The organism is Streptomyces meridianus, from assembly GCF_023703325.1.
GTDB lineage: Bacteria > Actinomycetota > Actinomycetes > Streptomycetales > Streptomycetaceae > Streptomyces > Streptomyces meridianus.
Window position 1 is genome coordinate 38,041 of the sequence record NZ_JAMQGM010000026.1, and the last position, 19,918, is coordinate 57,958.

Consider the following 19,918-nt stretch of genomic DNA (forward strand, 5'->3'; position numbering starts at 1 on the left):
CCGCGTTGAGCACACGGGAGGTAGAGGTGAGCCAGTTCGATTCTTTCACGACCGCCCCGCCTCCCCGTCGGCCACCCCAGCGCGGGCGCCTTACCCATCACGGCAGGTAATGTCAAGGGGTCAGGCCCATTGCGCCCGAATGTGTTCGGAAAACGCCACCGGGTACCCGTCCGAGCGGCTGCAACCGAACGGGGAACGGGACGGACGCCGGCCGAGGAGCGAAGGAGCACGGGTGACGCACAGCGTGTACGTGACCGGGATCGAGCGGGGGGACGGACGCCAGGTCGTCGAGCTGGGCGTCATGGAACTCCTGACCAGGCATGTCGACCGGGTCGGGGTGTACCGCCCGCTCGCCCACCGGGGCCGGGACCACATGGCCGACCTGCTCCGGGCCCGCTACCGGCTCACCCAGTCCCCGGAGACCGTGTACGGGATGCGCATCGACGAGGCCGCCGCGATGCTGGCCGAGCGCGGCGAGGACGAGCTCGTCTCCCGGCTGGTCGAGGGCTTTCACCGGGTGGCCCGCGAGTACGAGTTCGTGCTGGTCCTCGGCAGCGACTTCGCGGACACCAGCCTCCCCGCCGAGATCAGTCTCAACGGGCGCCTGGCGAACGAGTTCGGCGCGTCCGTGCTGCCGGTCGTCGGCGGGCAGAAGCAGTCCGGGGAGTCGGTGCGCGCCGAGGTCCGCAACGCCTACAGCGCCTACGCCGCCCTGGGCTGCGACGTGATCGCCGTGATCGTCAACCGGGTCGACCCCGGCGAACGGTCCGGTGCGGAGGACTGGCTGTCGCAGCGGCTCCCGGTCCCCTGCTACGTCCTGCCCGAGGACGCATCGCTGTCCGCCCCGACCGTGCAGCAGGTCGTCTCCGCGCTCGGGGCCACCGTGCTGCTCGGCGACGCCTCCGGCCTGGCCCGGGACGTACGGGACTTCGTCTTCGGCGGCGCGATGCTCCCGGCGTTCCTGCCGGCGCTGACCGAGGGCTGTCTCGTCGTGACGCCCGGGGACCGCGCGGACCTGATCATCGGCGCCCTCGCCGCGCACACCGCCGGCGCGCCGCCCATCGCGGGCGTGCTCCTCACCCTCGACGAGCGACCGGGGCCGGACATCATGGCGCTCGCCTCCCGGCTCGCGCCGGGCACCCCGGTGGTCTCGGTCGCCGGCGGCAGCTTCCCCACCGCCGGCGAGCTGTTCGCCCTGGAGGGCAAGCTGAACGCCACGTCGCCGCGCAAGGCGGAGACCGCGCTCGGCCTGTTCGACCGCCACGTCGACACCGGCGAACTCACCCATCGCATCTCACTCGCCCGCTCGGGCCGCGTCACGCCGATGATGTTCGAGCACGAGCTGATCGAACGCTCGCGATCCGGACGCCGCCGCGTCGTGCTCCCCGAGGGCTCGGAGGAGCGGGTGCTGCGCGCCGCCGACGTCCTGCTGCGGCGCGACGTCTGCGAACTCACCCTGCTCGGCGACGAGGAGGTGGTCCGCAAGCGGGCCGCGGAGCTCGGCATCTCGCTCGAAGGGGCCCACCTCATCGATCCGGTCGCCTCCCCGCTGCGGGAGCGTTTCGCCGAGCTCTACGCGAAGCTGCGTGCCCACAAGGGCATGTCGGTGGAACTGGCCCACGACGTGGTGGCCGACGTGTCGTACTTCGGCACCCTCATGGTCCAGGAGGGGCTGGCCGACGGCATGGTCTCGGGTGCGGTCCACTCCACGGCCGCGACGATCCGCCCGGCGTTCGAGATCATCAAGACCTCGCCCGAGGCCGAGATCGTCAGCTCGGTGTTCTTCATGTGCCTCGCCGACCGGGTGCTGGTCTACGGTGACTGCGCGGTCAACCCGGACCCGAACGCCGAGCAACTGGCCGACATCGCCATCCAGTCGGCGGCGACGGCGGCCCAGTTCGGGGTGGAGCCGCGCATCGCGATGCTGTCCTACTCGACCGGGTCCTCCGGTTCGGGCGCCGACGTCGACAAGGTGCGCCGGGCGACCGCGCTGGTACGCGAACGGCGCCCGGATTTGCTGGTCGAGGGCCCCATCCAGTACGACGCGGCCGTGGACGCCGCCGTCGCCGCGACAAAGCTCCCGGACTCGCAGGTGGCCGGCAATGCCACCGTGCTGGTCTTCCCGGACCTGAACACGGGCAACAACACGTACAAGGCGGTCCAGCGTTCGGCGGGGGCGGTCGCGGTCGGTCCCGTACTGCAGGGGCTGCGCAAGCCGGTCAACGACCTGTCCCGCGGCGCGCTGGTCCAGGACATCGTCAACACCGTGGCCATCACGGCCATCCAGGCCCAGGGCGAGCGGCCCGGCGCCGCACCGCCCCCGACACAGGAAGCACCCACCCCGTGACTGACCCGGACCCCGCGGCCACCCGCGTCCTCGTCCTCAACTCCGGCTCCTCGTCGGTGAAGTACCAGCTGCTCGACATGGCCGACGGGTCCCGTCCGGCCTCCGGCATCGTCGAGCGGATCGGCGAGGGGGAGGTGGCGGACCACGCCGCCGCGCTGAAGATCGTCGCGGACGAGCTGGCCGCGCAGGGAGCAGGACTGGACTCCCCCGCCCTCGTTGCGGTGGGCCACCGGGTGGTGCACGGCGGAACCCGGTTCACCGAACCGACCCTGATCACCGACGACGTTGTGGCGGAGGTGGAGAAGCTGGTGCCCCTCGCGCCGCTGCACAACCCCGCGAACATCACGGGCATCAAGGTGGCCCGGCGGATGCGTCCCGACCTGCCGCAGGTCGCCGTGTTCGACACCGCGTTCCACTCGACGATGCCCGAACACGCAGCCCGTTACGCGATCGACACAGCCACCGCGGACGCCTACGGGGTGCGCCGCTACGGCTTCCACGGCACCTCGCACGCGTACGTCTCCCGGGCCGCCGCGCGCCTGCTGGAGCGGGAACCCGGCGAGACGAACACCATCGTGCTGCACCTGGGCAACGGGGCCAGTGCTTCCGCCGTCAGCGGCGGCGTCTGCGTGGAGACGTCCATGGGTCTCACCCCGCTCGAGGGCCTGGTGATGGGCACCCGGTCCGGCGACCTGGACCCGGCCGTGATCTTCCATCTGGCGCGGGTGGGCGGGATGTCCACGGACGAGATCGACACCCTGCTCAACAAGCGCAGCGGACTGCTCGGCCTGTGCGGCGACAACGACATGCGGGAGATCGGGCGGCGGATGGCCGAGGGCGACCGCGCCGCACAACTCGCCTTCGACGTCTATGTGCACCGGCTGCGCAAGTACGTGGGCGCTTACACGGCCGTGCTCGGCCGGGTGGACGCGATCGCCTTCACCGCCGGGGTCGGCGAGAACTCGGCCGCCGTGCGCGAGGCGGCGCTGCGCGGACTCGAGGGCCTCGGCGTCGAGGTCGACCCGGTCCGCAACGCCGTGCGCGGTTCCGCGTCGCGGCTCGTCTCCTCCGGGAACAGCCGCGTCGCCGTCGCCGTGATCCCCACCGACGAGGAACTGGAGATCGCCGACCAGGCGTACGCCCTGGTCACCGATGCCGCCCAGGCACCCTCCGACTGGAATATTCCGCTCCGAAACAAATATCGATAGGATCGTTTCCATGCGCCGTTCCAAAATCGTCTGCACCCTGGGCCCCGCCGTCGACACCTACGACCAACTGAAGTCGCTGATCGAGGCCGGTATGAACGTGGCCCGCTTCAACATGAGCCACGGGTCCCACCCCGAGCACGAAGAGCGGTACCACCGCGTCCGCAAGGCCTCCGAGGAGACCGGACGCGCCGTCGGTGTCCTGGTCGACCTCCAGGGGCCGAAGATCCGGCTGGAGACCTTCGCCGAGGGCCCGGTGGAGCTGGTGCGCGGCGACGAGTTCACCATCACCACGGAGGACGTCCCCGGCGACCGCACCATCTGCGGCACCACGTACAAGGGCCTGCCGCGCGACGTGTCCAAGGGCGAGAGCATCCTCATCAATGACGGAGCCGTGGCGCTCCAGGTCGTCGAGGTCGACGGGCCCCGGGTGCGCTGCATCGTCATCGAGGGCGGCGTGATCTCCGACCACAAGGGGATCAACCTCCCGGGTGTGGCCGTGAACGTGCCGGCGCTGTCCGAGAAGGACATCGACGACCTGCGCTTCGCCCTGGGGCTGGGCTGCGACATGGTCGCGCTGTCCTTCGTGCGGGACGCCGCGGACGTCCGCGACGTGCACCGGATCATGGATGAGGTGGGCCACCGGGTCCCGGTCATCGCCAAGGTCGAGAAGCCGCAGGCGGTGGCCAACATCGACGAGATCGTGGCGGCATTCGACGGCGTCATGGTGGCCCGCGGCGACCTCGCGGTGGAATACCCGCTCGAGAAGGTCCCGATGGTCCAGAAGCGGCTCATCGAGATGTGCCGGCGCAACGCCAAGCCGGTGATCGTCGCCACGCAGATGATGGAGTCGATGATCAACTCCTCGCGGCCCACCCGTGCGGAGGCATCCGACGTCGCGAACGCCATCCTGGACGGCACGGACGCGGTGATGCTCTCCGCCGAGTCCTCGGTCGGCAAGTTCCCGATCGAGACGGTCAAGACGATGTCCCGCATCGTCGAGGCCGCCGAGCAGGAGCTGCTCTCGCGCGGTCTGCAGCCGCTGGTCCCGGGCAAGAAGCCCCGTACGCAGGGCGGTTCGGTGGCGCGCGCCGCCTGCGAGATCGCCGACTTCCTGGGGGCCAAGTCGCTGGTGGCGTTCACCAAGTCCGGTGACACCGCACGCCGGCTGTGCCGTTACCGGGCGCAGCAGCCCATCCTGGCCTTCACCACCGACGCCTCGACCCGCAACCAGCTGGCGCTCAGCTGGGGCGTGGAGACGTTCGTCGTGCCGCACGTGGAGAACACGGATGCCATGGTCGACCTGGTGGACGCCGAGCTGCTGAAACTCAACCGCTACAACGAGGACGACATCATGATCATCACGGCGGGTTCGCCCCCCGGCGTCCCCGGCACCACCAACATGGTCCGGGTCCACCACCTGGGCACCGCGGGCTCGGGCTCCTGACACCCCGCGCAGGGACAGCGCAACGGCCGGTGGGCCGCCCCCGGTCCTCGGGGGCGGCCCACCGGCCGTTGATCACGCGTCCGATCAGCCCGGCGCACCGTAGGAGTGGATGCCCGGCACGGTGAGAGCCCCACCGAACTGCCCGGCCTGCTTCACCTTCGCGTTGGTGAAGAACACTTCCTTGATGTTCAGCGGCGGAGGCATCTTGGGGCTGAACACGATCGGAATGATCCCGAACAGGTTGCCCCGGAGCTCCTCGGTGTACATCGTGACGGTGCCCTGACGAATGGTGGAGGTGCTGCCCTTGCGGGCCTCCACGTGCATCGTGGTGCCGCCCGGGCCCTCGACCATCTGGTGCAGGTCCTTGATGTCCACGCCCTTGGCCGTGAACTTGAGGACCTTCTTCAGCGAGCCGTCGTGGGTCCGGACCTTCACTATGCCCTTGAAGTCCAGTCCGTGGAGGGACAGCATGCTGCTCTCCAACTGCCACGGCTGGTTGGGCAGGCGGCTCGAGGTGTCCTCGTACTCGGCGTTGTCGAACAGGTCGGCGTCGAACTCCGGGCAGGGATAGCCCTCTGCACCGGCGTCGTCGCCTCCGGTGGTCCGGCCGACCGTGTCGGTGGCCTTCTCCGTGGTCTCCTTCACGGTGTCGGAGACCGATCCGGTCACCTTGCCCACCGTGTCGGTGACACTGTCCGCTGCCGAGTCCTTGGTGCTCTCGCTCGCCTTGGGCTCCGGCTCGGGCTCCGGCGCCTCGGACTCCTTCTCGCCGCCGCCCAGAACACCACCGAGCAGGCTCCCGACCCCCAGGGGGTCGATCGCGTCGGAATCACTGTCCGACGAGCTCGGGGCCTCGGCCTCGGCGGAGTCGTCCTGCGTGTCCGCAGAGGACTTGTCCGCGGACGCCGACGGCTTCGGCTCCGCGTCCTTGTCGGTGGCCGACTCCTCGGCCTTCTTCTCCTCCTCGGCCTTCTCCTTGGCCTTGGCCTTGGCGTCGGCTTCGTCGGCCTCGTCGGGCTGCGACACACAGGGGCCCGGCTTGAAGCCGTTCTTGGACTGCGTGTCGGCCTGTGCCAACTGAGGAGTGAGACCCATGCCCATGAGCATGGCCGTCGGCATGGCCGCGAGGGCCACGGCCTTGCCCGCAGGCATCTGCAGACGGGTCAGCATCGACCTTCTCGGAGCCGCGTGACGCGGCCCGCCTCTTGCGCGGCGCTGGCTCTCGCCCTCGAGCTGAGCCTCATCACCCAGCACGGTGCCTCCCATTCGTGGCTCGGTTGGCCGCGAAGCCGTCGAAGAAGTCCGGCTTTGCGGCGGTCTGACGGTCATCGTCGGACTCCCGAAGCACATCCTCGGTGGAGTCGTTGCTCACGCTCGTGTCCACCGGTTTCGCGTCGGGAGCCCAGGACAGGGCCAGACCTCCGCCGATGAGTGCGAGGAGGAAGCCCACCATGAAGCCTCCGAAGTTGGAGACGACCAGAGCAACCAGAGCCAGCAGGATCGAGGCGACGCCCGCGAAGACGCGGACCGCCTGCTGATACCACATGGTCAGCCCGAGGGTCATCAGCAGCACGCCGATGATCAGCGAACCCGCTCCGGCAGTGGTGGCCATCCGCAGGGTCAGCTGACCCACGGTGAGGTTGGCGTAGGGGAGGTACGCGATCGGCAGCCCGGCCAGAAGCGTCAGCTGTCCCGCCCAGTAGGGGCGCTCCCAGCGCCACTTCCGGAAGGACTGGCGCCACTGACCGACCCGGCCCTGCGCCTCCGGCGACTCGGCATTCATGGAAAACAGCTCCCTGGGGCTGGCGATCTGGACGATCGAAAATCGTTCACTGTGTCCACCGCGGGCCGGCGTGCACACCCGGATGGCGCTGAGTGGGTGAGGGGTGTCGCCACCCCCCACCCACCATCAGTGCATCAGTAGCACTCGTGCTTGCCCATCTTGACCCCCATCTTGAGGCCAGAGAGCTTGAAGGTGCCCGCGCTGGTCGCCCACGCGGTCTGCTTCACGCCGGTCAGCGTGGCCGAGTCGGCTTCCTGGGCGAAGGAGCCGGGGTCGGCGCCGTCACCCTTCTTGATCCCGGGACCCTTGGTCGAGTCGCCGGCCGCGACACCGATGTTGATGTTGCGGAACGTCGCGTCGGCGTCCAGCTGGTCCAGGTCGATGTAGAGGTTCTTGGCCTCGACCGGGGTGCCGCCATTGCCCGCGGACAGCTTCATCGACACGTCGCCGATCGGCGTCGGGACGACGACCGACTGGCACAGACCCTTGATCTTGGCGTTGCTGAACGCCGAGACCGCGACGGGAATCTTCTTGCCGCCGTGCTGGGCATCGATGGCGCCGTACTGGACAAAGCCGGTGCCGTCGAGACGGTCGGCCGTGACCTTGAACTTCTGGCCTGAGACGCTGAACGACGCGGCCAGCGCACCCTGCGAGAGGGCGACACCGATCGCGGCGGTAGCAGCGACGCTCGGCACCATGACGACGGCGAACCGCTTCCATCTGGTCCCGCCACGAGCCAGGGACTCCATGACTTTCCTCCTTCTCGGACGTACATCTCCGGACGGGCGGTCGAGCCGTCCCGTACCTGGGATGGGAGAAGTGCTACGCCCTCGGGAAGGAGAGCGCCGTCGTCGTCCGAGGCGCTGTTCGCGTCCGAATGAACAACCGGCGATCACCCCCGAGCGACAACCACTGGCCACGCTCTCGCGCAACCCGGACAGGCCCTGCCATGGGGCAGAGACCCCCCTGTCCAAGGCGCGGCGGACCCGGCCGCCGGCCTGCCCGGTGGGGACCCACGACCCGCCGCAGCGACTGGTTGCCGCGCGATGGGGGGTGGAACCGAGCTTGAGAGATCGTGGTCCATTCCACGCTGCGGCACAAGGGGCTCGTTACTGCCGAGTAACGGACAGATAACCGAAAGCCGACGGGCGAATCTCGGCCGACCACTGAGGGTTGTCGCGTTCACGCCCGAAACAACAGGAGATGGCGGGGCATAGCAGGACAACACGGCCAGACCCACTTACTGCAAGTAACAGCGGCCGCGATTACCAAACTTTGGCAAAACACGGCCGCTGAAGGGTTCAGAGCGTCAAAAACGGGACCCGCTCAGAAGAGGACACGCGCCAGAGCGCCCCGGGCACGCGTGACCCTGGGATCGTCCGCACCGATCACCTCGAACAGTTCCAGCAGCCGCACCCGTGCCGCTTCGCGGTCGTCACCCGCTGTCCGCTGAACCGTTTCGATCAGCCGGGCGAACGCGTCCTCGACGTGACCGCCCACGAGATCGAGGTCGGCAGCGGAAATCTGCGCCTGAACGTCACCCGGCACGTCCGCCGCCGCCTTGCGCACCTGCTGCGCGTCCATGCCCTGCACCCGTTGCAGCAGCTCGGCCTGGGCGAGACCCAGTTTCGCCTCGACGTTGGCGGGTTCGTCCGACAGCACGTTGCGATAGGCCTGCACCGCGCCGCCGAGGTCACCCGCGTCGAGCGCCGCGTGGGCCGCTGCGAGAGCCGGATCATTCGGGCCCTGCGGCTCGGACACCGGCGCGTCCCCCGCAGCGGCACCCGGCTCGACGGGGGCGCCGACGATCCCGAATCGCTCCTCGGCGACCTGGATCAGCTGGTCGAGGACCTGACGGATCTGCGGCTCCGGGCTGGCCCCCTGGAACAGCGGCAGGGCCTGGCCGGCGATCACCGCGAAGACCGCCGGAATCCCCTGAACGCCGAACTGCTGGAAGAGCGTCTGGTTCGCGTCGACGTCGACCTTGGCCAGAATGAAGCGGCCCGCGTACTCCGCGGCGAGCCGTTCGAGCAGGGGGCTGAGCTGCTTGCAGGGCTCGCACCACTCAGCCCAGAAGTCGATGACGACCGGGACCTCGTTGGAGCGCTGGAGCACCTGCTGCTCGAAGCCCGCCTCGTCGACGTCGACCACCAACGCCGCTCCCGGCGCGGGCCGGCCACCCTGACGTCGAGCCTGCTCGGCCTTCTGCTTCGCTTCCCCGGCGGCCTTCACCGCGGCGAGATCGACGACTCCGCTCATGGACATGTTCCGTGGCTGCATGGCTCCATCTTCCCCCGTTCGTGCCGCGATCGGAAAAACACGTCCACAGCGACCCGGCATCCACCGGACGCTGCTGCGAACCAGACGCTCCAGGGCCATCGCCGGTTCGCGGGACGCTGGAGCGGACGGTGATTCCGGGACGGCCCGAAGGCCCCTGGAAGGCGCCCGGGTCCCCACCCGGGCCTGCGTGGTCGTGGCTGCCACTATTTCGCTACGAGTCGTAGCGTAACTTTTCCTCCCCCCTGCTCCACAAGTCCCGGCAGGGCGCACGGCCGTGATCCCCATCACGGCGGCGCGGCGGCTGCCGCCCCGTCCCGCCGCGGGTATGGTCCCCGCCATGTCCCGCTCCGAACCCTCGTCGTCCGCACAGCACGGACGCACCGGCCGTCCGCGCAGCGCGGAAGCCGACCGGGCGATCCTCGAGGCGACCCGGGCCGCGCTGGTCGAACTGGGCTGGGGCAAGCTGACCCTGGGCGACGTCGCGGCACGTGCGGGCGTCGCCAAGACGACGCTCTACCGCCGCTGGAACGGCAAGAGCGCACTCGTCGTGGACGCCGTGGCCGCCCTGTTCGACGAGCGTCTGGAACTGCCCGACCGAGGCAGCCTGCGGGCCGATGTCGAAGGCGTGATCCAGCAGTTCGCCGCACTGCTCGAACGCCCCGAGACCAAGACCGCCCTGATGGCCGTGGTCTCGGAGGCCACCCGTGACGAGGCCCTGCGGGGCCGTATCCGCTCCGCCGTCGTGGACCGGCAGAAGCGCCTGGTGATCATGGGCCGGGAACGCGCCCAGGCCCGGGGCGAACTGCCCCCCGACGCCGACGGGGAGGACGGGCGCGCGGCAGCGGCACACCACGTCGACCTGATCTACGACGTCATCGCCGGCGCCGTGGTGCACCGGACCCTGGTCAGCGGGGAGCGCGTGGACGCCGGCTGGGCTCGGGAGTTCACCACCCTGCTGCTGGCCGGCCTCACGTCCGCCCCCTGACGCGGACGGGCCCACCGCCCGCGCACGCCGGTTGCGTGCTGCGGAGGGCGGGCCCGTCGGCCGGTGCCCGGTGTCCTGCTCAGAAACCTGCCGGCTCGGTGTAGACGCCCCACTCGTCGCGCAGGACCCCGCAGATCTCGCCGAGCGTCGCTTCGGCCCGCACGGCCTCGAGCATCGGACCGATCATGTTGCTGCCGTCCCGGGCCGCCGCGAGCATCGCGTCGAGCGTGCTGCGGACCCGGTCCTCGTCGCGCTTGCCCTTGCGGTCGGCCAGCATCCGGACCTGCTCGCGCTCGACCTCGTGGCTGACGCGGAGGATCTCCAGATCCCCGGTGACCGATCCCTTCGCACAGTTGACGCCGACGACCTTCTTCTCGTCCTTTTCCAGGGCCTGCTGGTACTGGAAGGCGGATTCGGCGATCTCGCCGGTGAACCAGCCGTCCTCGATGCCGCGCAGGATGCCGGAGGTGATCGGGCCGATGGGGTGCTCGCCGTTCGGGACGGCCCGGCGGCCGCGTTCCTTGATCTGATCGAAGATCTTCTCTGCGTCGGCCTCGATCCGGTCGGTCAGCGCCTCGACGTACCACGAACCTCCCAGCGGGTCGGCCACGTTGGCCACCCCGGTCTCCTCCATGAGGACCTGCTGGGTGCGCAGCGCGATCTCCGCGGCCTGCTCGCTCGGCAGCGCCAGGGTCTCGTCCAGCGCGTTGGTGTGCAGCGAGTTGGTTCCGCCGAGCACAGCCGACAGCGCCTCGACCGCAGTCCGGACGACATTGTTGTACGGCTGCTGAGCGGTGAGCGAGACGCCGGCGGTCTGGGTGTGGAAGCGCAGCCACTGGGCCTTGTCGCTCCGGGCGCCGTAGACGTCGCGCATCCAGCGGGCCCAGATCCTGCGCGCGGCGCGGAACTTGGCGATCTCCTCGAAGAAGTCGAGGTGAGCGTCGAAGAAGAAGGAGAGGCCGGGGGCGAAGACGTCCACGTCCAGCCCGCGCGAGAGCCCGAGTTCGACGTAACCGAAGCCGTCGGCGAGCGTGTAGGCCAGTTCCTGGGCGGCCGTCGCCCCGGCCTCGCGGATGTGGTAGCCGGAGACGGAGAGCGGCTTGTAGGCGGGGATGGAGCTCGCGCAGTGCTCCATCAGGTCGCCGATCAGGCGCAGGTGCGGCTCGGGCTGGAAGAGCCACTCCTTCTGCGCGATGTACTCCTTGAAGATGTCCGTCTGCAGCGTGCCGTTGAGCACCGACGGATCAATGCCCTGGCGCTCGGCGGCGACGAGGTACATGCAGAAGACCGGGACGGCCGGGCCGGAGATGGTCATCGAGGTGGTGACGTCGCCGAGCGGGATGTCCTTGAACAGGACCTCCATGTCGGCTGCCGAGTCGATCGCGACTCCGCAGTGCCCGACCTCGCCGAGGGAACGTGGGTCGTCGGAGTCGCGGCCCATCAGCGTGGGCATGTCGAAGGCGACCGAGAGCCCGCCGCCCCCGGCCTCGAGGATCATCTTGTAGCGCTCGTTGGTCTGCTCGGCGTTGCCGAAGCCCGCGAACTGGCGGATCGTCCAGGTGCGCCCGCGATAGCCGGTGGCGTGGAGCCCCCGGGTGAAAGGGTACTCACCGGGCCATCCGATCCGCTCGAACCCCGGAACGGAGCTGCCCTCGGGCGGTCCGTAGATCGGATCGACGGGGTCGCCCGAGAGCGTGGTGAAGTCGGCGTCCCGCTTGCGGGCCTTGTCGTAGCGGGCCTGCCAGCGGCGGCGGCCCTCATCAATGGCGTCGGCGTCCATGCGGACAAATTTACTAGGACGTCCAACTAATTGTCGACGGCAGACCGTGCACGACCGCACGACCGGACAGCGGTGGAGGCGCGCCACGGCGCGGCGCCGCCCCCCGCAGGGCCGTCTCCGAGGGGCCTCAGGCCTTGGCGGGAGCGGGCTCCACACCTTCGATCAGGGGCTGCACCTCGGCGGTGACCCTGCGCTCGACGAAGAAGGCAGCGGTCGGGACCGTGCCGGCCAGCAGCACCCAGGCCAGCTTGCCGAACGGCCACTTCGCCTTGGAGCCGAGGTCGAAGGCGAAGACCAGGTAGAGCACGTACAGCCAGCCGTGCGCGATGCCCACGGCACTGGTGAACTCCGCAGCCCCGTCGATCTTCAGCAGGTACTTGGCGATCATGCCGATCGTCAGCAGGACCAGCAGCACACCGGTGATGAGGGCCAGCGCCCGGTACCGGGTCAGGATGCTCTTCTTCATGGCCCCGAGGGTAACGGGCCGTCCGGGTGACGCTCCGGGCGGCCGGGACGGATGTCAGCCCGCGTCGAAGTCCGCCGCTGCGATGCGCAACGGACGCAGCAGGTCGAAGATCTCCCGGCACTCGTCCTCCCCGTACGCGGAGAGCCCGAACTCCATCTCCATGAGGTCGCGGGTGGCGGCCTCGACGACCTCCCGGCCCTTCCCGGTGATCGAGGCAAGTGTCCCGCGGCCGTCGTTGGGATTGGGGCGCTTGGCGACCAGCCCCGAGCGCACCAGCCGGTCCACGGTGTTGGTGACGGAGGTCGGGTGGACCATCAGCCGCTCGCCGATCTTCGACATCGGCAGCTCGCCGGACTTGCTGAAGGTGAGCAGGACCAGCGCCTCGTAGCGGGCGAAGGTCAGCCCGTACGGCTTGACGACCGCGTCGACCTGGCCGAGCAGGATCTGGTGCGCCCGCATGATCGAAGTGATGGCCGCCATCGACGGCACGGAGCCCCATCTCTGCTTCCAGAGTTCGTCGGCGCGGGCGATCGGGTCGAAGGGAAGGCTGAGCGGCTTCGGCACGCCGTCGACCCTATCGGCCCCGCGCAGGGTGCCGCCGCCCCGTCCGCAGTGCGGTCCACCGCCCGCGTCCGGCGGGGTGCGTACCCGCCCACGGGCCTGGGTAGGGCTGTGGCCGTCCCGATCATTTCGGCCGAGGGCGAAAGTCGGCCGGGAGGGGAGAACGCCGTCATGCCGCTCCGCCTGCGTTTCGACGACGAGGAGGGCTCCGGTGCGTGCCGGTTCGCCGTCTCCGCGCTCTGGGAGACCCTGGAGGCCGTACGGACCCTCGACCGTCCCCACCGGCACGGCCACCACCTGCCGTGGCTGCGGCGGATCCGGCACGCGGCGGCGGGACTGGACCTCTCGGTCCTGTGGCTGCTGATGCCCCGGGCCGGACGGGCGCCGGGCTTCCTGCGCCCGGCGCCGGACGGTCCGTACCCGCCGATCGAAGAGGAGCTCGAGCGGGTGCGGGCGACCGACCCGCAGACTGCGCACGACGACCTCGCCGCGACACTCGCCTGCACCCCGGGCGGCGCGGACACACCGCAGGGCCGGGCCCTGCTGAACGATCCGGCACGGACGGTACGGGACGTCGCCGATCTGACCGGACTCGCCTGGCGGGCCGTGCTGGAGCCGCACTGGCCCCGGCTGCGCGACCTGCTCGAGGCCGATGCCGCCTTCCATGCGCGGCGGCTCGCCGACGGCGGTCCGTCCCGACTGTTCGACGGCCTGCACCCCGCCGTCACCTGGTCCGGCGGCGAGCTGACCGTGGAATCCCCGCAGGAGCGCAGCCTGCCGGCCGACGGCCGGGGCCTGCTGCTGGTGCCGAGCGTGTTCGCCCGCCCCGATGTCGTCTGCGGGTTCGACGGGCCCGGCCCGCCGAGCCTGCTCTACCCGGCGCGCGGGACCGCCGCGCTGTGGACGCACCCGCACGGCGAGGGCGTCCCCGAGTCGCTGGCCCGGCTGCTGGGCAAGGGACGCGCGGCCGTGCTCACGGCACTGGCGGAACCGTCGACCACCACCGCGCTCGCCCAGCGGCTGCAACTCGCGCCGTCGTCCGTCTCGGCGCACCTCTCGGCGCTGCGGGACTCCGGGCTGCTGACCTCGCAGCGCTGCGGTCACCAGGTGCTGTACGAGCGCACCCCGCTCGGCATCGCGCTCGCGGCCGGCTGACCCGGGCGGTCAGGCGAGGTGGCGCTCGACCGCCTCGACCTTGCTCGTGAGGCCGTCGGTGACTCCGGGCCGGATGTCCGCCTTGAGGACGAGGGAGACCCGCGGGGCGCGCGCCTCCACCGCGGCGACGGCCCGGCGGACGACGTCCATGACCTCGTCCCACTCACCTTCGACGGAGGTGAACATGGCGTCCGTGCGGTGGGGCAGCCCGGACTCGCGGACCACGCGGACGGCGTCGGCCACGTACTCCCCCACGTCCTCGCCGACGCCGAGCGGGGTGACGGAGAACGCGACGATCACGCGCCGGCCACCTCTTCGGTGCGGCCGCGGGCGGCGGTCACCCGCTCCTCGGCCTCACGGCGCAACATGCGCTCGGCGAGGAAGCCGCCGGCCGGGAGGACGGCCAGGGCGAAGTAGAGCCCGGCGGTCTTCAGGGGCCACTTCGCGCGGTTCCAGGCGTCGAGCAGGAAGAGCACGTAGAGGACGAAGAGCAATCCGTGGACCGCGCCCATGACGGGCACCGGGTTGAAGTCGGTCGTGCGCTTGAGCACCGAGCTGACCAGCAGCAGGAGGAAGGAGACCGCCTCGGGGGTGGAGACCAGGCGCAGGCGGCGGATGGCGTTGGCTGTCGTGATGTCCACGGGCACCTCAGGCGTGTGTGTCGAGTGGTTCAGCGGCTTGTGAAGCGTTGCACAAGCCGGTTCTCATTCTGACAGCCGCCCGGGTACGGCGGATCCCGGGGTCGGTTCGGAGCGGAGGCGCTGCGTCCGCCCACACCGTCCGGATACGGTCTGGGACGTGGCTCAGTTCCGACTTCACGGCAGCAAGGTACTCGCCGTCGACATGTCCGGCGACGGCGTCAAGGCAAAGAACGGCGCGATGATCGCCTACGACGGACGGATGGCGTTCAAGAAGATGTCCGGAGGCGGTGAGGGCCTGCGCGGGATGGTGACCCGCAGGCTCACCGGCGAACAGATGGAGGTCATGGAGGTGAAAGGCCACGGCACCTGCTGGTTCGCCGACCGGGCGAGCGAGATCAGTCTGGTGTCGCTGAACGGGCAGAAACTGTACGTGGAGGCCAGCAATCTGCTGTGCACCGACGGCGGGCTCCGCACCGGCACGTCCTTCACCGGCCTGCGCGGCGGCGCGCAGGGCAACGGCCTGTTCACCACCACGGTCGAGGGCACCGGGCAGGCCGCACTGCTGTCGGACGGCCCGGCCGTGGTGCTGCGGGTCAGCGAGCAGTACCCGCTGCAGGTCGACCCCGGAGCGTACGTCGCGCACACCCACGGGCTGCGGCAGTCGTTCCAGTCCGGGGTGAACTTCCGGACGCTGATCGGCGAGGGCTCCGGCGAGGCCTTCCAGATCCGCTTCGAGGGCGAGGGGCTCGTCTACGTCCAGCCGAGCGAGCGCAACACGGTCGGCGGTGACGTCTGATGCCCTTCCGTGAGATCAACTCCAAGGTGGTCGAGGCCGAGATCCGGCCCGGCCGGACCGTGTTCAGCCAGCGCGGCGCGATGCTCGCCTACCGCGGCCCCGTGTCGTTCACACCCGACGTCCAGGGCGGTCAGGGCGGCCTGGCCTCGATGATCGGCCGCCGGATCGCCGGCGAGCACACGCCCCTGATGACCGTCGAGGTTCCCCTCGGGCCCGGCGGCCCTGGGGAGACCCCGTGCGGGACGGTGATGTTCGGACACGGCGGACACCACGTCTCGGTGATCGAACCGGCGGGGCACACGCTGTACGTCGAGGCCGACCGGCTGCTGGCATTCGAGGGCACCCTCCGGCAGAGCACGGTGTTCCTCGGGGCGCAGGGCGGCGTGATGGGCATGGTGCGCGGGCAGGTCACCGGCCAGGGACTGTTCACCACCACGCTGCAGGGCCACGGTTCGGTCGCGGTGATGGCGCACGGCGGGCTGCTCGAGCTGCCGATCAGGCCGGAGCGCCCCGTGCACGTCGACCCGCAGGCCTACGTCGCGCATCGCGGGGACGTCCGCAACAGCCTCTCGACCGCACTCGGCTGGCGCGACATGGTGGGGCGCGGCTCCGGCGAGGCGTTCCAGCTGGAGCTCTCGGGCAACGGCTCCGTCTACGTCCAGGCATCGGAGGAGAAGCTTTGAGCACCCATCCCGTGCAGGGCCACGGCGGGCCCGACGTGCACGACCCGCACACGCTGCCGTCGGACGACAACGTCAACCCCTACACCTTCTGCGTGGACCTGGACGGCCAGTGGTTCCTGCAGAAGGGCAAGATGATCGCCTACTACGGCAGGATCGATTTCGACGGCATCGGCCACGGCCGCTTCGACCGGCTGGTCGCCGGCAACTTCCACTCCCCGCTGCACGCCTCGGACTGGGTGGTGGCCGAGGGCCGGGGCAAGATGCTGCTCGCCGACCGCGCCTTCGACGTGAACTCCTACGATCTGGAGGAGGGCAACCTCACCATCCGGTCGGGCAACCTGCTGGCCTTCCAGCCGGGCCTCTCGCTGAAGCAGTCGATCATCCCGGGCTTCCTCACCCTGATCGGGACGGGCAAGTTCGTGGCGGCGTCCAACGGGCCGGTGGTGTTCGCCGAGCCGCCGGTCCGGGTCGATCCCCAGGCGCTGGTGGGCTGGGCGGACTGCCCGTCGCCGTGCCACCACTACGACCACCAGTACCTGCGCGGTGTCATGGGCGGGCTGCGGGCGATGACGGGCATCGGGGGCGCCTCCGGCGAGGAGCACCAGTTCGAGTTCGTCGGCGCCGGGCAGGTCCTGATCCAGTCGTCGGAGCAGCTGATGCCGGTGGCCGAAACCGGGGCGGTGCCCCAGCAGGCCGGTGTCCCCGGCGGAGGGGCGGGGCAGCACGGGGTGCCGCAGCTGCCGGGCTCGCTGGGCGATCTCCAGCGGCGCTTCGGCCTCTGAGCGGACCGGCCTGCGAGAGAAAAGAACTGATCAAAAATTCAACTGGTTGGGTAGAATCATCCCATGGAGACCACGCGCTGGCTGAGTGACGACGAGCAGTGCGCCTGGCGCACGCATCTGGACGTCAACAGGCTGCTCATGCACCAACTCGAGAAGGACCTGCAGCCCTTCGGCCTGACCATCAACGACTACGAGATCCTGGTCAACCTGTCCGAGTCCGACGCGCGGCGGATGCGGATGAGCGACCTCGCGGCGGCCACGCTCCAGTCCAAGAGCCGGCTCTCCCACCAGATCACCCGCCTCGAGAACGCCGACCTGGTGCGCCGGGAGCACTGCGAGTCGGACCGGCGCGGTCTCTACGCCGTCCTCACCGACCAGGGTCGCGAGACGATGCAGAAGGTGGCGCCGCACCACGTCGCATCGGTACGCAACCACTTCATCGACCTGCTGTCGCCCGAGCAGCTGGCCGCCCTGCGCGCCTCGCTGGAACCCGTCGCGCAGCATCTGCGGACGCAGCGCGGAAGCGGCTGACGCAGCCCGTCCCGCCCCAGGAGCCCCGGCCGGACCGCCGCACCGGCCGGACCGCCGCACCGGGAGGACACCCTGCCGTCGGCGGGGCCCGGCGGCGCACCACAGCACAGGGGCACCCCCGATGCCGGGCATCGGGGGTGCCCCTGGTCCGACCTCCGGTGGCGGCCGGTGGCAGTCAGCTCTCGGTGAGCCCCGCGACCAACTCGTCCGCAGCGGCGTACGGATCGAGCGTCCCCCCGACGATCCGCTCGGCCAGGGCACCGAGCCTGCGGTCTCCGTGCAGATCGCCGATCCGCTCGCGCAGCGTGGTCACCGCGATGGTCTCCACCTCGCGGGCGGCGCGCTGCGTCCGCCGCTCCTGCAGCACACCCCGCTCCTCCATCCACGCACGGTGCTTCTCCAGTGCCTCGACCACCTCGTCGATGCCCTCGCCGCGCGCGGCCACGCACTTGACGATGGGCGGACGCCACTCCCCGGGGCCGCGGGCATCGCCGAGCGAGAGCATGTGGTTCAGCTCCCGGGCGGTCGCGTCGGCACCGTCCCGGTCGGCCTTGTTGACGACGTACAGATCGCCGATCTCCAGGATTCCGGCCTTGGCGGCCTGGATCCCGTCGCCCATACCGGGGGCGAGCAGCACCACGCTGGTGTCGGCCTGAGAAGCGATCTCGACCTCCGACTGGCCCACGCCGACGGTCTCCACCAGCACCACGTCGCACCCGGCTGCATCCAGCACCCGGATGGCCTGCGGGGCCGCCCACGCCAGACCACCGAGGTGTCCGCGGGTGGCCATCGAGCGGATGTAGACACCGGGGTCGGAGGCGTGCTCGCTCATGCGGACCCGGTCGCCGAGCAGCGCCCCGCCCGAGAACGGGGAGGACGGGTCGACCGCCAGCACACCGACCCGCTTGCCGATCCGCCGGTACGCGGAGACGAGCGCCGAGGTGGACGTGGACTTGCCCACGCCCGGTGAACCCGTCAGCCCGACGACGTACGCGTTCCCGGTCAGCGGTGCGAGCGCCGCCATGACGTCGCGCAGCTGCGGAGACGCCCCCTCCACCAGCGAGATCAGCCGGGCCACGGCGCGAGGCCGGCCCTGCCGCGCCTGCTCCACCAGCTCGGAGACGTCTACCGCCATGACTGCCGCGCTCCTCGAATTCATGCGTTCGGTTGTCGTATGTCCCGCCCGCGGGGCGGCCCACGCCTCCGGCTGTGACCGGCCGTCCGGTCACAGCCGGAACGCGGCCGCCCGCGCCCCCCGGTTACTTCTTCGGCACCCGGACGATCAGGGCGTCGCCCTGACCGCCGCCACCGCAGAGCGCCGCCGCGCCCACGCCGCCCCCGCGCCGCTTCAGTTCGAGCGCGAGGTGCAGCACGATGCGGGCGCCGGACATGCCGATCGGGTGGCCGAGGGCGATGGCGCCACCGTTGACGTTCACCTTTTCGGACGTCACGCCGAGGTCCTTCATTGACTGCACCGCCACGGCCGCGAACGCCTCGTTGATCTCGATCAGATCGAGGTCGTCGACGCCCAGCCCCGCTTTGTCCAGCGCGTGCCGGATCGCGTTGGACGGCTGCGACTGCAGCGAGTTGTCGGGACCGGCGACGTTCCCGTGCCCGCCGATCTCGGCGATCCACTCGAGGCCCAGTTCCTCGGCCTTGGCCTTGCTCATCACGACGACGGCGGCGGCACCGTCCGAGATCTGCGACGACGACCCCGCCGTGATCGTGCCGTCCTTGGCGAACGCGGGCCGCAGCCGGCCGAGCGACTCGGCCGTGGTCTCGGCACGGATGCCCTCGTCCTTGGCGAAGACGACCGGCTCGCCCTTGCGCTGCGGGATCTCCACCGGCGTGATCTCGGCTTCGAACAGACCGTTCTTCTGGGCGGCGGCGGCGCGCTGGTGGGACAGCGCGGCGATCTCGTCCTGCGAGCTCCGGTCGATGCCGAGGCGCGTGTTGTGCTTCTCGGTCGACTCACCCATGGCGACGTTCTCGAACGAGTCGGTCAGTCCGTCGTGCGCCATGGCGTCGAGCATCTCGACGGCGCCGTACTTGAAGCCCTCGCGGGACTTGGGCAGCAGGTGCGGGGCGTTGGTCATCGACTCCTGTCCGCCGGCGACGACCACGTCGAACTCACCCGCACGGATCAGCTGGTCGGCCAGCGCGATCGCGTCCAGCCCGGACAGGCAGACCTTGTTGACGGTCAGCGCAGGCACGTTCATCGGGATGCCGGCCTTGACGGCCGCCTGGCGGGCCGGGATCTGGCCGGCGCCGGCCTGGAGGACCTGGCCCATGATCACGTATTGGACCTGGTCCCCGCCGATGCCCGCCCGGTCGAGTGCGGCCTTGATGGCCGCTGCGCCGAGGTCGGCTCCGGAGAACGAGCGCAAGGACCCGAGCAGTCGCCCCATCGGCGTGCGGGCTCCGGCGACGATCACGGAGGTGGTGCCGGTCGTACCAGTCATGGTGCGGCCCCTTC

The 19,918-nt window shown here is 70.4% G+C and carries 20 protein-coding genes; 9 read left to right on the plus strand and 11 right to left on the minus strand.

The features are described from left to right. Nucleotides 1-232 precede the first annotated feature (232 nt). The 3 genes from pta to pyk are packed head-to-tail and all read left to right on the plus strand — an operon-like array spanning nt 233 to nt 4,999. Complete coding sequence (gene pta, locus M1E25_RS12275; protein WP_251414078.1) at nt 233-2,347, plus strand: phosphate acetyltransferase; 2,115 nt, start codon at nt 233-235, stop codon at nt 2,345-2,347. Then, complete coding sequence (locus M1E25_RS12280) at nt 2,344-3,555, plus strand: acetate kinase (protein WP_251414080.1); 1,212 nt, start codon at nt 2,344-2,346, stop codon at nt 3,553-3,555. Before pta ends, M1E25_RS12280 begins: the two co-directional genes overlap by 4 nt. A 10-nt stretch (nt 3,556-3,565) precedes the next feature. Further along, nucleotides 3,566-4,999: a pyruvate kinase gene (gene pyk / locus M1E25_RS12285; protein WP_251414083.1), complete on the plus strand. Its 1,434-nt coding sequence runs from the start codon at nt 3,566-3,568 to the stop codon at nt 4,997-4,999. Nucleotides 5,000-5,083: 84 nt separating this feature from the next. Here pyk and M1E25_RS12290 read toward each other — a convergent pair whose 3' ends face one another. The 4 genes from M1E25_RS12290 to M1E25_RS12305 all read right to left on the minus strand — a co-directional run bounded on the left by M1E25_RS12290 (nt 5,084) and on the right by M1E25_RS12305 (nt 9,062). Then, entirely contained in the window at nt 5,084-6,169 is a 1,086-nt protein-coding gene (locus M1E25_RS12290) for a hydrogenase expression protein HypF (protein WP_251414093.1), read from the minus strand. Nucleotides 6,170-6,242: 73 nt separating this feature from the next. After that, nucleotides 6,243-6,782 carry a DUF6114 domain-containing protein gene (locus tag M1E25_RS12295; protein ID WP_251414096.1) on the minus strand — a complete coding sequence of 180 codons (540 nt, stop codon included), beginning with the start codon at nt 6,780-6,782 and terminating at the stop codon, nt 6,243-6,245. Between the two features lie 134 nt (nt 6,783-6,916). Then, nucleotides 6,917-7,531 (minus strand): DUF6230 family protein, encoded by a 615-nt coding sequence (locus tag M1E25_RS12300; protein WP_251414112.1) that lies wholly within the window; start codon nt 7,529-7,531, stop codon nt 6,917-6,919. Between the two features lie 577 nt (nt 7,532-8,108). Continuing rightward, nucleotides 8,109-9,062 carry a tetratricopeptide repeat protein gene (locus M1E25_RS12305; protein ID WP_251414114.1) on the minus strand — a complete coding sequence of 318 codons (954 nt, stop codon included), beginning with the start codon at nt 9,060-9,062 and terminating at the stop codon, nt 8,109-8,111. 337 nt (nt 9,063-9,399) lie between these two features. Between M1E25_RS12305 and M1E25_RS12310 the strand changes: the two genes are divergently transcribed. After that, complete coding sequence (locus M1E25_RS12310; RefSeq protein ID WP_251414116.1) at nt 9,400-10,047, plus strand: TetR/AcrR family transcriptional regulator; 648 nt, start codon at nt 9,400-9,402, stop codon at nt 10,045-10,047. A gap of 79 nt (nt 10,048-10,126) precedes the next feature. Here the strand turns inward: M1E25_RS12310 and icmA are convergent, their stop codons facing one another. The 3 genes from icmA to M1E25_RS12325 all read right to left on the minus strand — a co-directional run bounded on the left by icmA (nt 10,127) and on the right by M1E25_RS12325 (nt 12,857). Next, nucleotides 10,127-11,827 carry a coenzyme B12-dependent isobutyryl-CoA mutase large subunit gene (icmA, locus tag M1E25_RS12315; protein ID WP_251414118.1) on the minus strand — a complete coding sequence of 567 codons (1,701 nt, stop codon included), beginning with the start codon at nt 11,825-11,827 and terminating at the stop codon, nt 10,127-10,129. A gap of 127 nt (nt 11,828-11,954) precedes the next feature. Then, nucleotides 11,955-12,293, minus strand: coding sequence for a DUF3817 domain-containing protein (locus tag M1E25_RS12320; protein WP_251414120.1), 339 nt, complete (start codon nt 12,291-12,293; stop codon nt 11,955-11,957). Between the two features lie 54 nt (nt 12,294-12,347). Continuing rightward, nucleotides 12,348-12,857 (minus strand): MarR family winged helix-turn-helix transcriptional regulator, encoded by a 510-nt coding sequence (locus tag M1E25_RS12325; RefSeq protein WP_251414122.1) that lies wholly within the window; start codon nt 12,855-12,857, stop codon nt 12,348-12,350. A 168-nt stretch (nt 12,858-13,025) separates the two neighbouring features. Here M1E25_RS12325 and M1E25_RS12330 point away from each other — a divergent pair, with 168 nt between their 5' ends. Beyond that, complete coding sequence (locus M1E25_RS12330; protein ID WP_251414124.1) at nt 13,026-14,009, plus strand: ArsR/SmtB family transcription factor; 984 nt, start codon at nt 13,026-13,028, stop codon at nt 14,007-14,009. Between the two features lie 9 nt (nt 14,010-14,018). Here M1E25_RS12330 and M1E25_RS12335 read toward each other — a convergent pair whose 3' ends face one another. Together M1E25_RS12335 and M1E25_RS12340 are read right to left on the minus strand one after the other, a co-directional pair. Continuing rightward, complete coding sequence (locus M1E25_RS12335; RefSeq protein WP_251414126.1) at nt 14,019-14,309, minus strand: MTH1187 family thiamine-binding protein; 291 nt, start codon at nt 14,307-14,309, stop codon at nt 14,019-14,021. Beyond that, nucleotides 14,306-14,650 (minus strand): DUF3817 domain-containing protein, encoded by a 345-nt coding sequence (locus M1E25_RS12340; protein ID WP_251414129.1) that lies wholly within the window; start codon nt 14,648-14,650, stop codon nt 14,306-14,308. Before M1E25_RS12340 ends, M1E25_RS12335 begins: the two co-directional genes overlap by 4 nt. A 157-nt stretch (nt 14,651-14,807) precedes the next feature. Between M1E25_RS12340 and M1E25_RS12345 the strand changes: the two genes are divergently transcribed. From M1E25_RS12345 to M1E25_RS12360, 4 genes are all read left to right on the plus strand, one after another. Continuing rightward, complete coding sequence (locus M1E25_RS12345) at nt 14,808-15,446, plus strand: AIM24 family protein (protein ID WP_251414131.1); 639 nt, start codon at nt 14,808-14,810, stop codon at nt 15,444-15,446. Then, complete coding sequence (locus M1E25_RS12350) at nt 15,446-16,129, plus strand: AIM24 family protein (protein ID WP_251414133.1); 684 nt, start codon at nt 15,446-15,448, stop codon at nt 16,127-16,129. The genes M1E25_RS12345 and M1E25_RS12350 overlap by 1 nt, the downstream gene beginning before the upstream one ends. Further along, on the plus strand, nt 16,126-16,911 hold the full coding sequence (locus M1E25_RS12355) for an AIM24 family protein (RefSeq protein ID WP_251414136.1): 786 nt from the start codon (nt 16,126-16,128) through the stop codon (nt 16,909-16,911). The genes M1E25_RS12350 and M1E25_RS12355 overlap by 4 nt, the downstream gene beginning before the upstream one ends. Before the next feature lie 63 nt (nt 16,912-16,974). Continuing rightward, nucleotides 16,975-17,442, plus strand: a complete 468-nt coding sequence (locus M1E25_RS12360) for a MarR family winged helix-turn-helix transcriptional regulator (RefSeq protein WP_251414145.1) — start codon at nt 16,975-16,977, stop codon at nt 17,440-17,442. 175 nt (nt 17,443-17,617) lie between these two features. Here the strand turns inward: M1E25_RS12360 and meaB are convergent, their stop codons facing one another. Both meaB and M1E25_RS12370 read right to left on the minus strand, forming a co-directional pair. Then, complete coding sequence (meaB, locus tag M1E25_RS12365) at nt 17,618-18,577, minus strand: methylmalonyl Co-A mutase-associated GTPase MeaB (protein WP_251414159.1); 960 nt, start codon at nt 18,575-18,577, stop codon at nt 17,618-17,620. 124 nt (nt 18,578-18,701) lie between these two features. Continuing rightward, nucleotides 18,702-19,904 (minus strand): acetyl-CoA C-acetyltransferase, encoded by a 1,203-nt coding sequence (locus M1E25_RS12370; RefSeq protein ID WP_251414162.1) that lies wholly within the window; start codon nt 19,902-19,904, stop codon nt 18,702-18,704. Between the last annotated feature and the right edge of the window lie 14 nt (nt 19,905-19,918).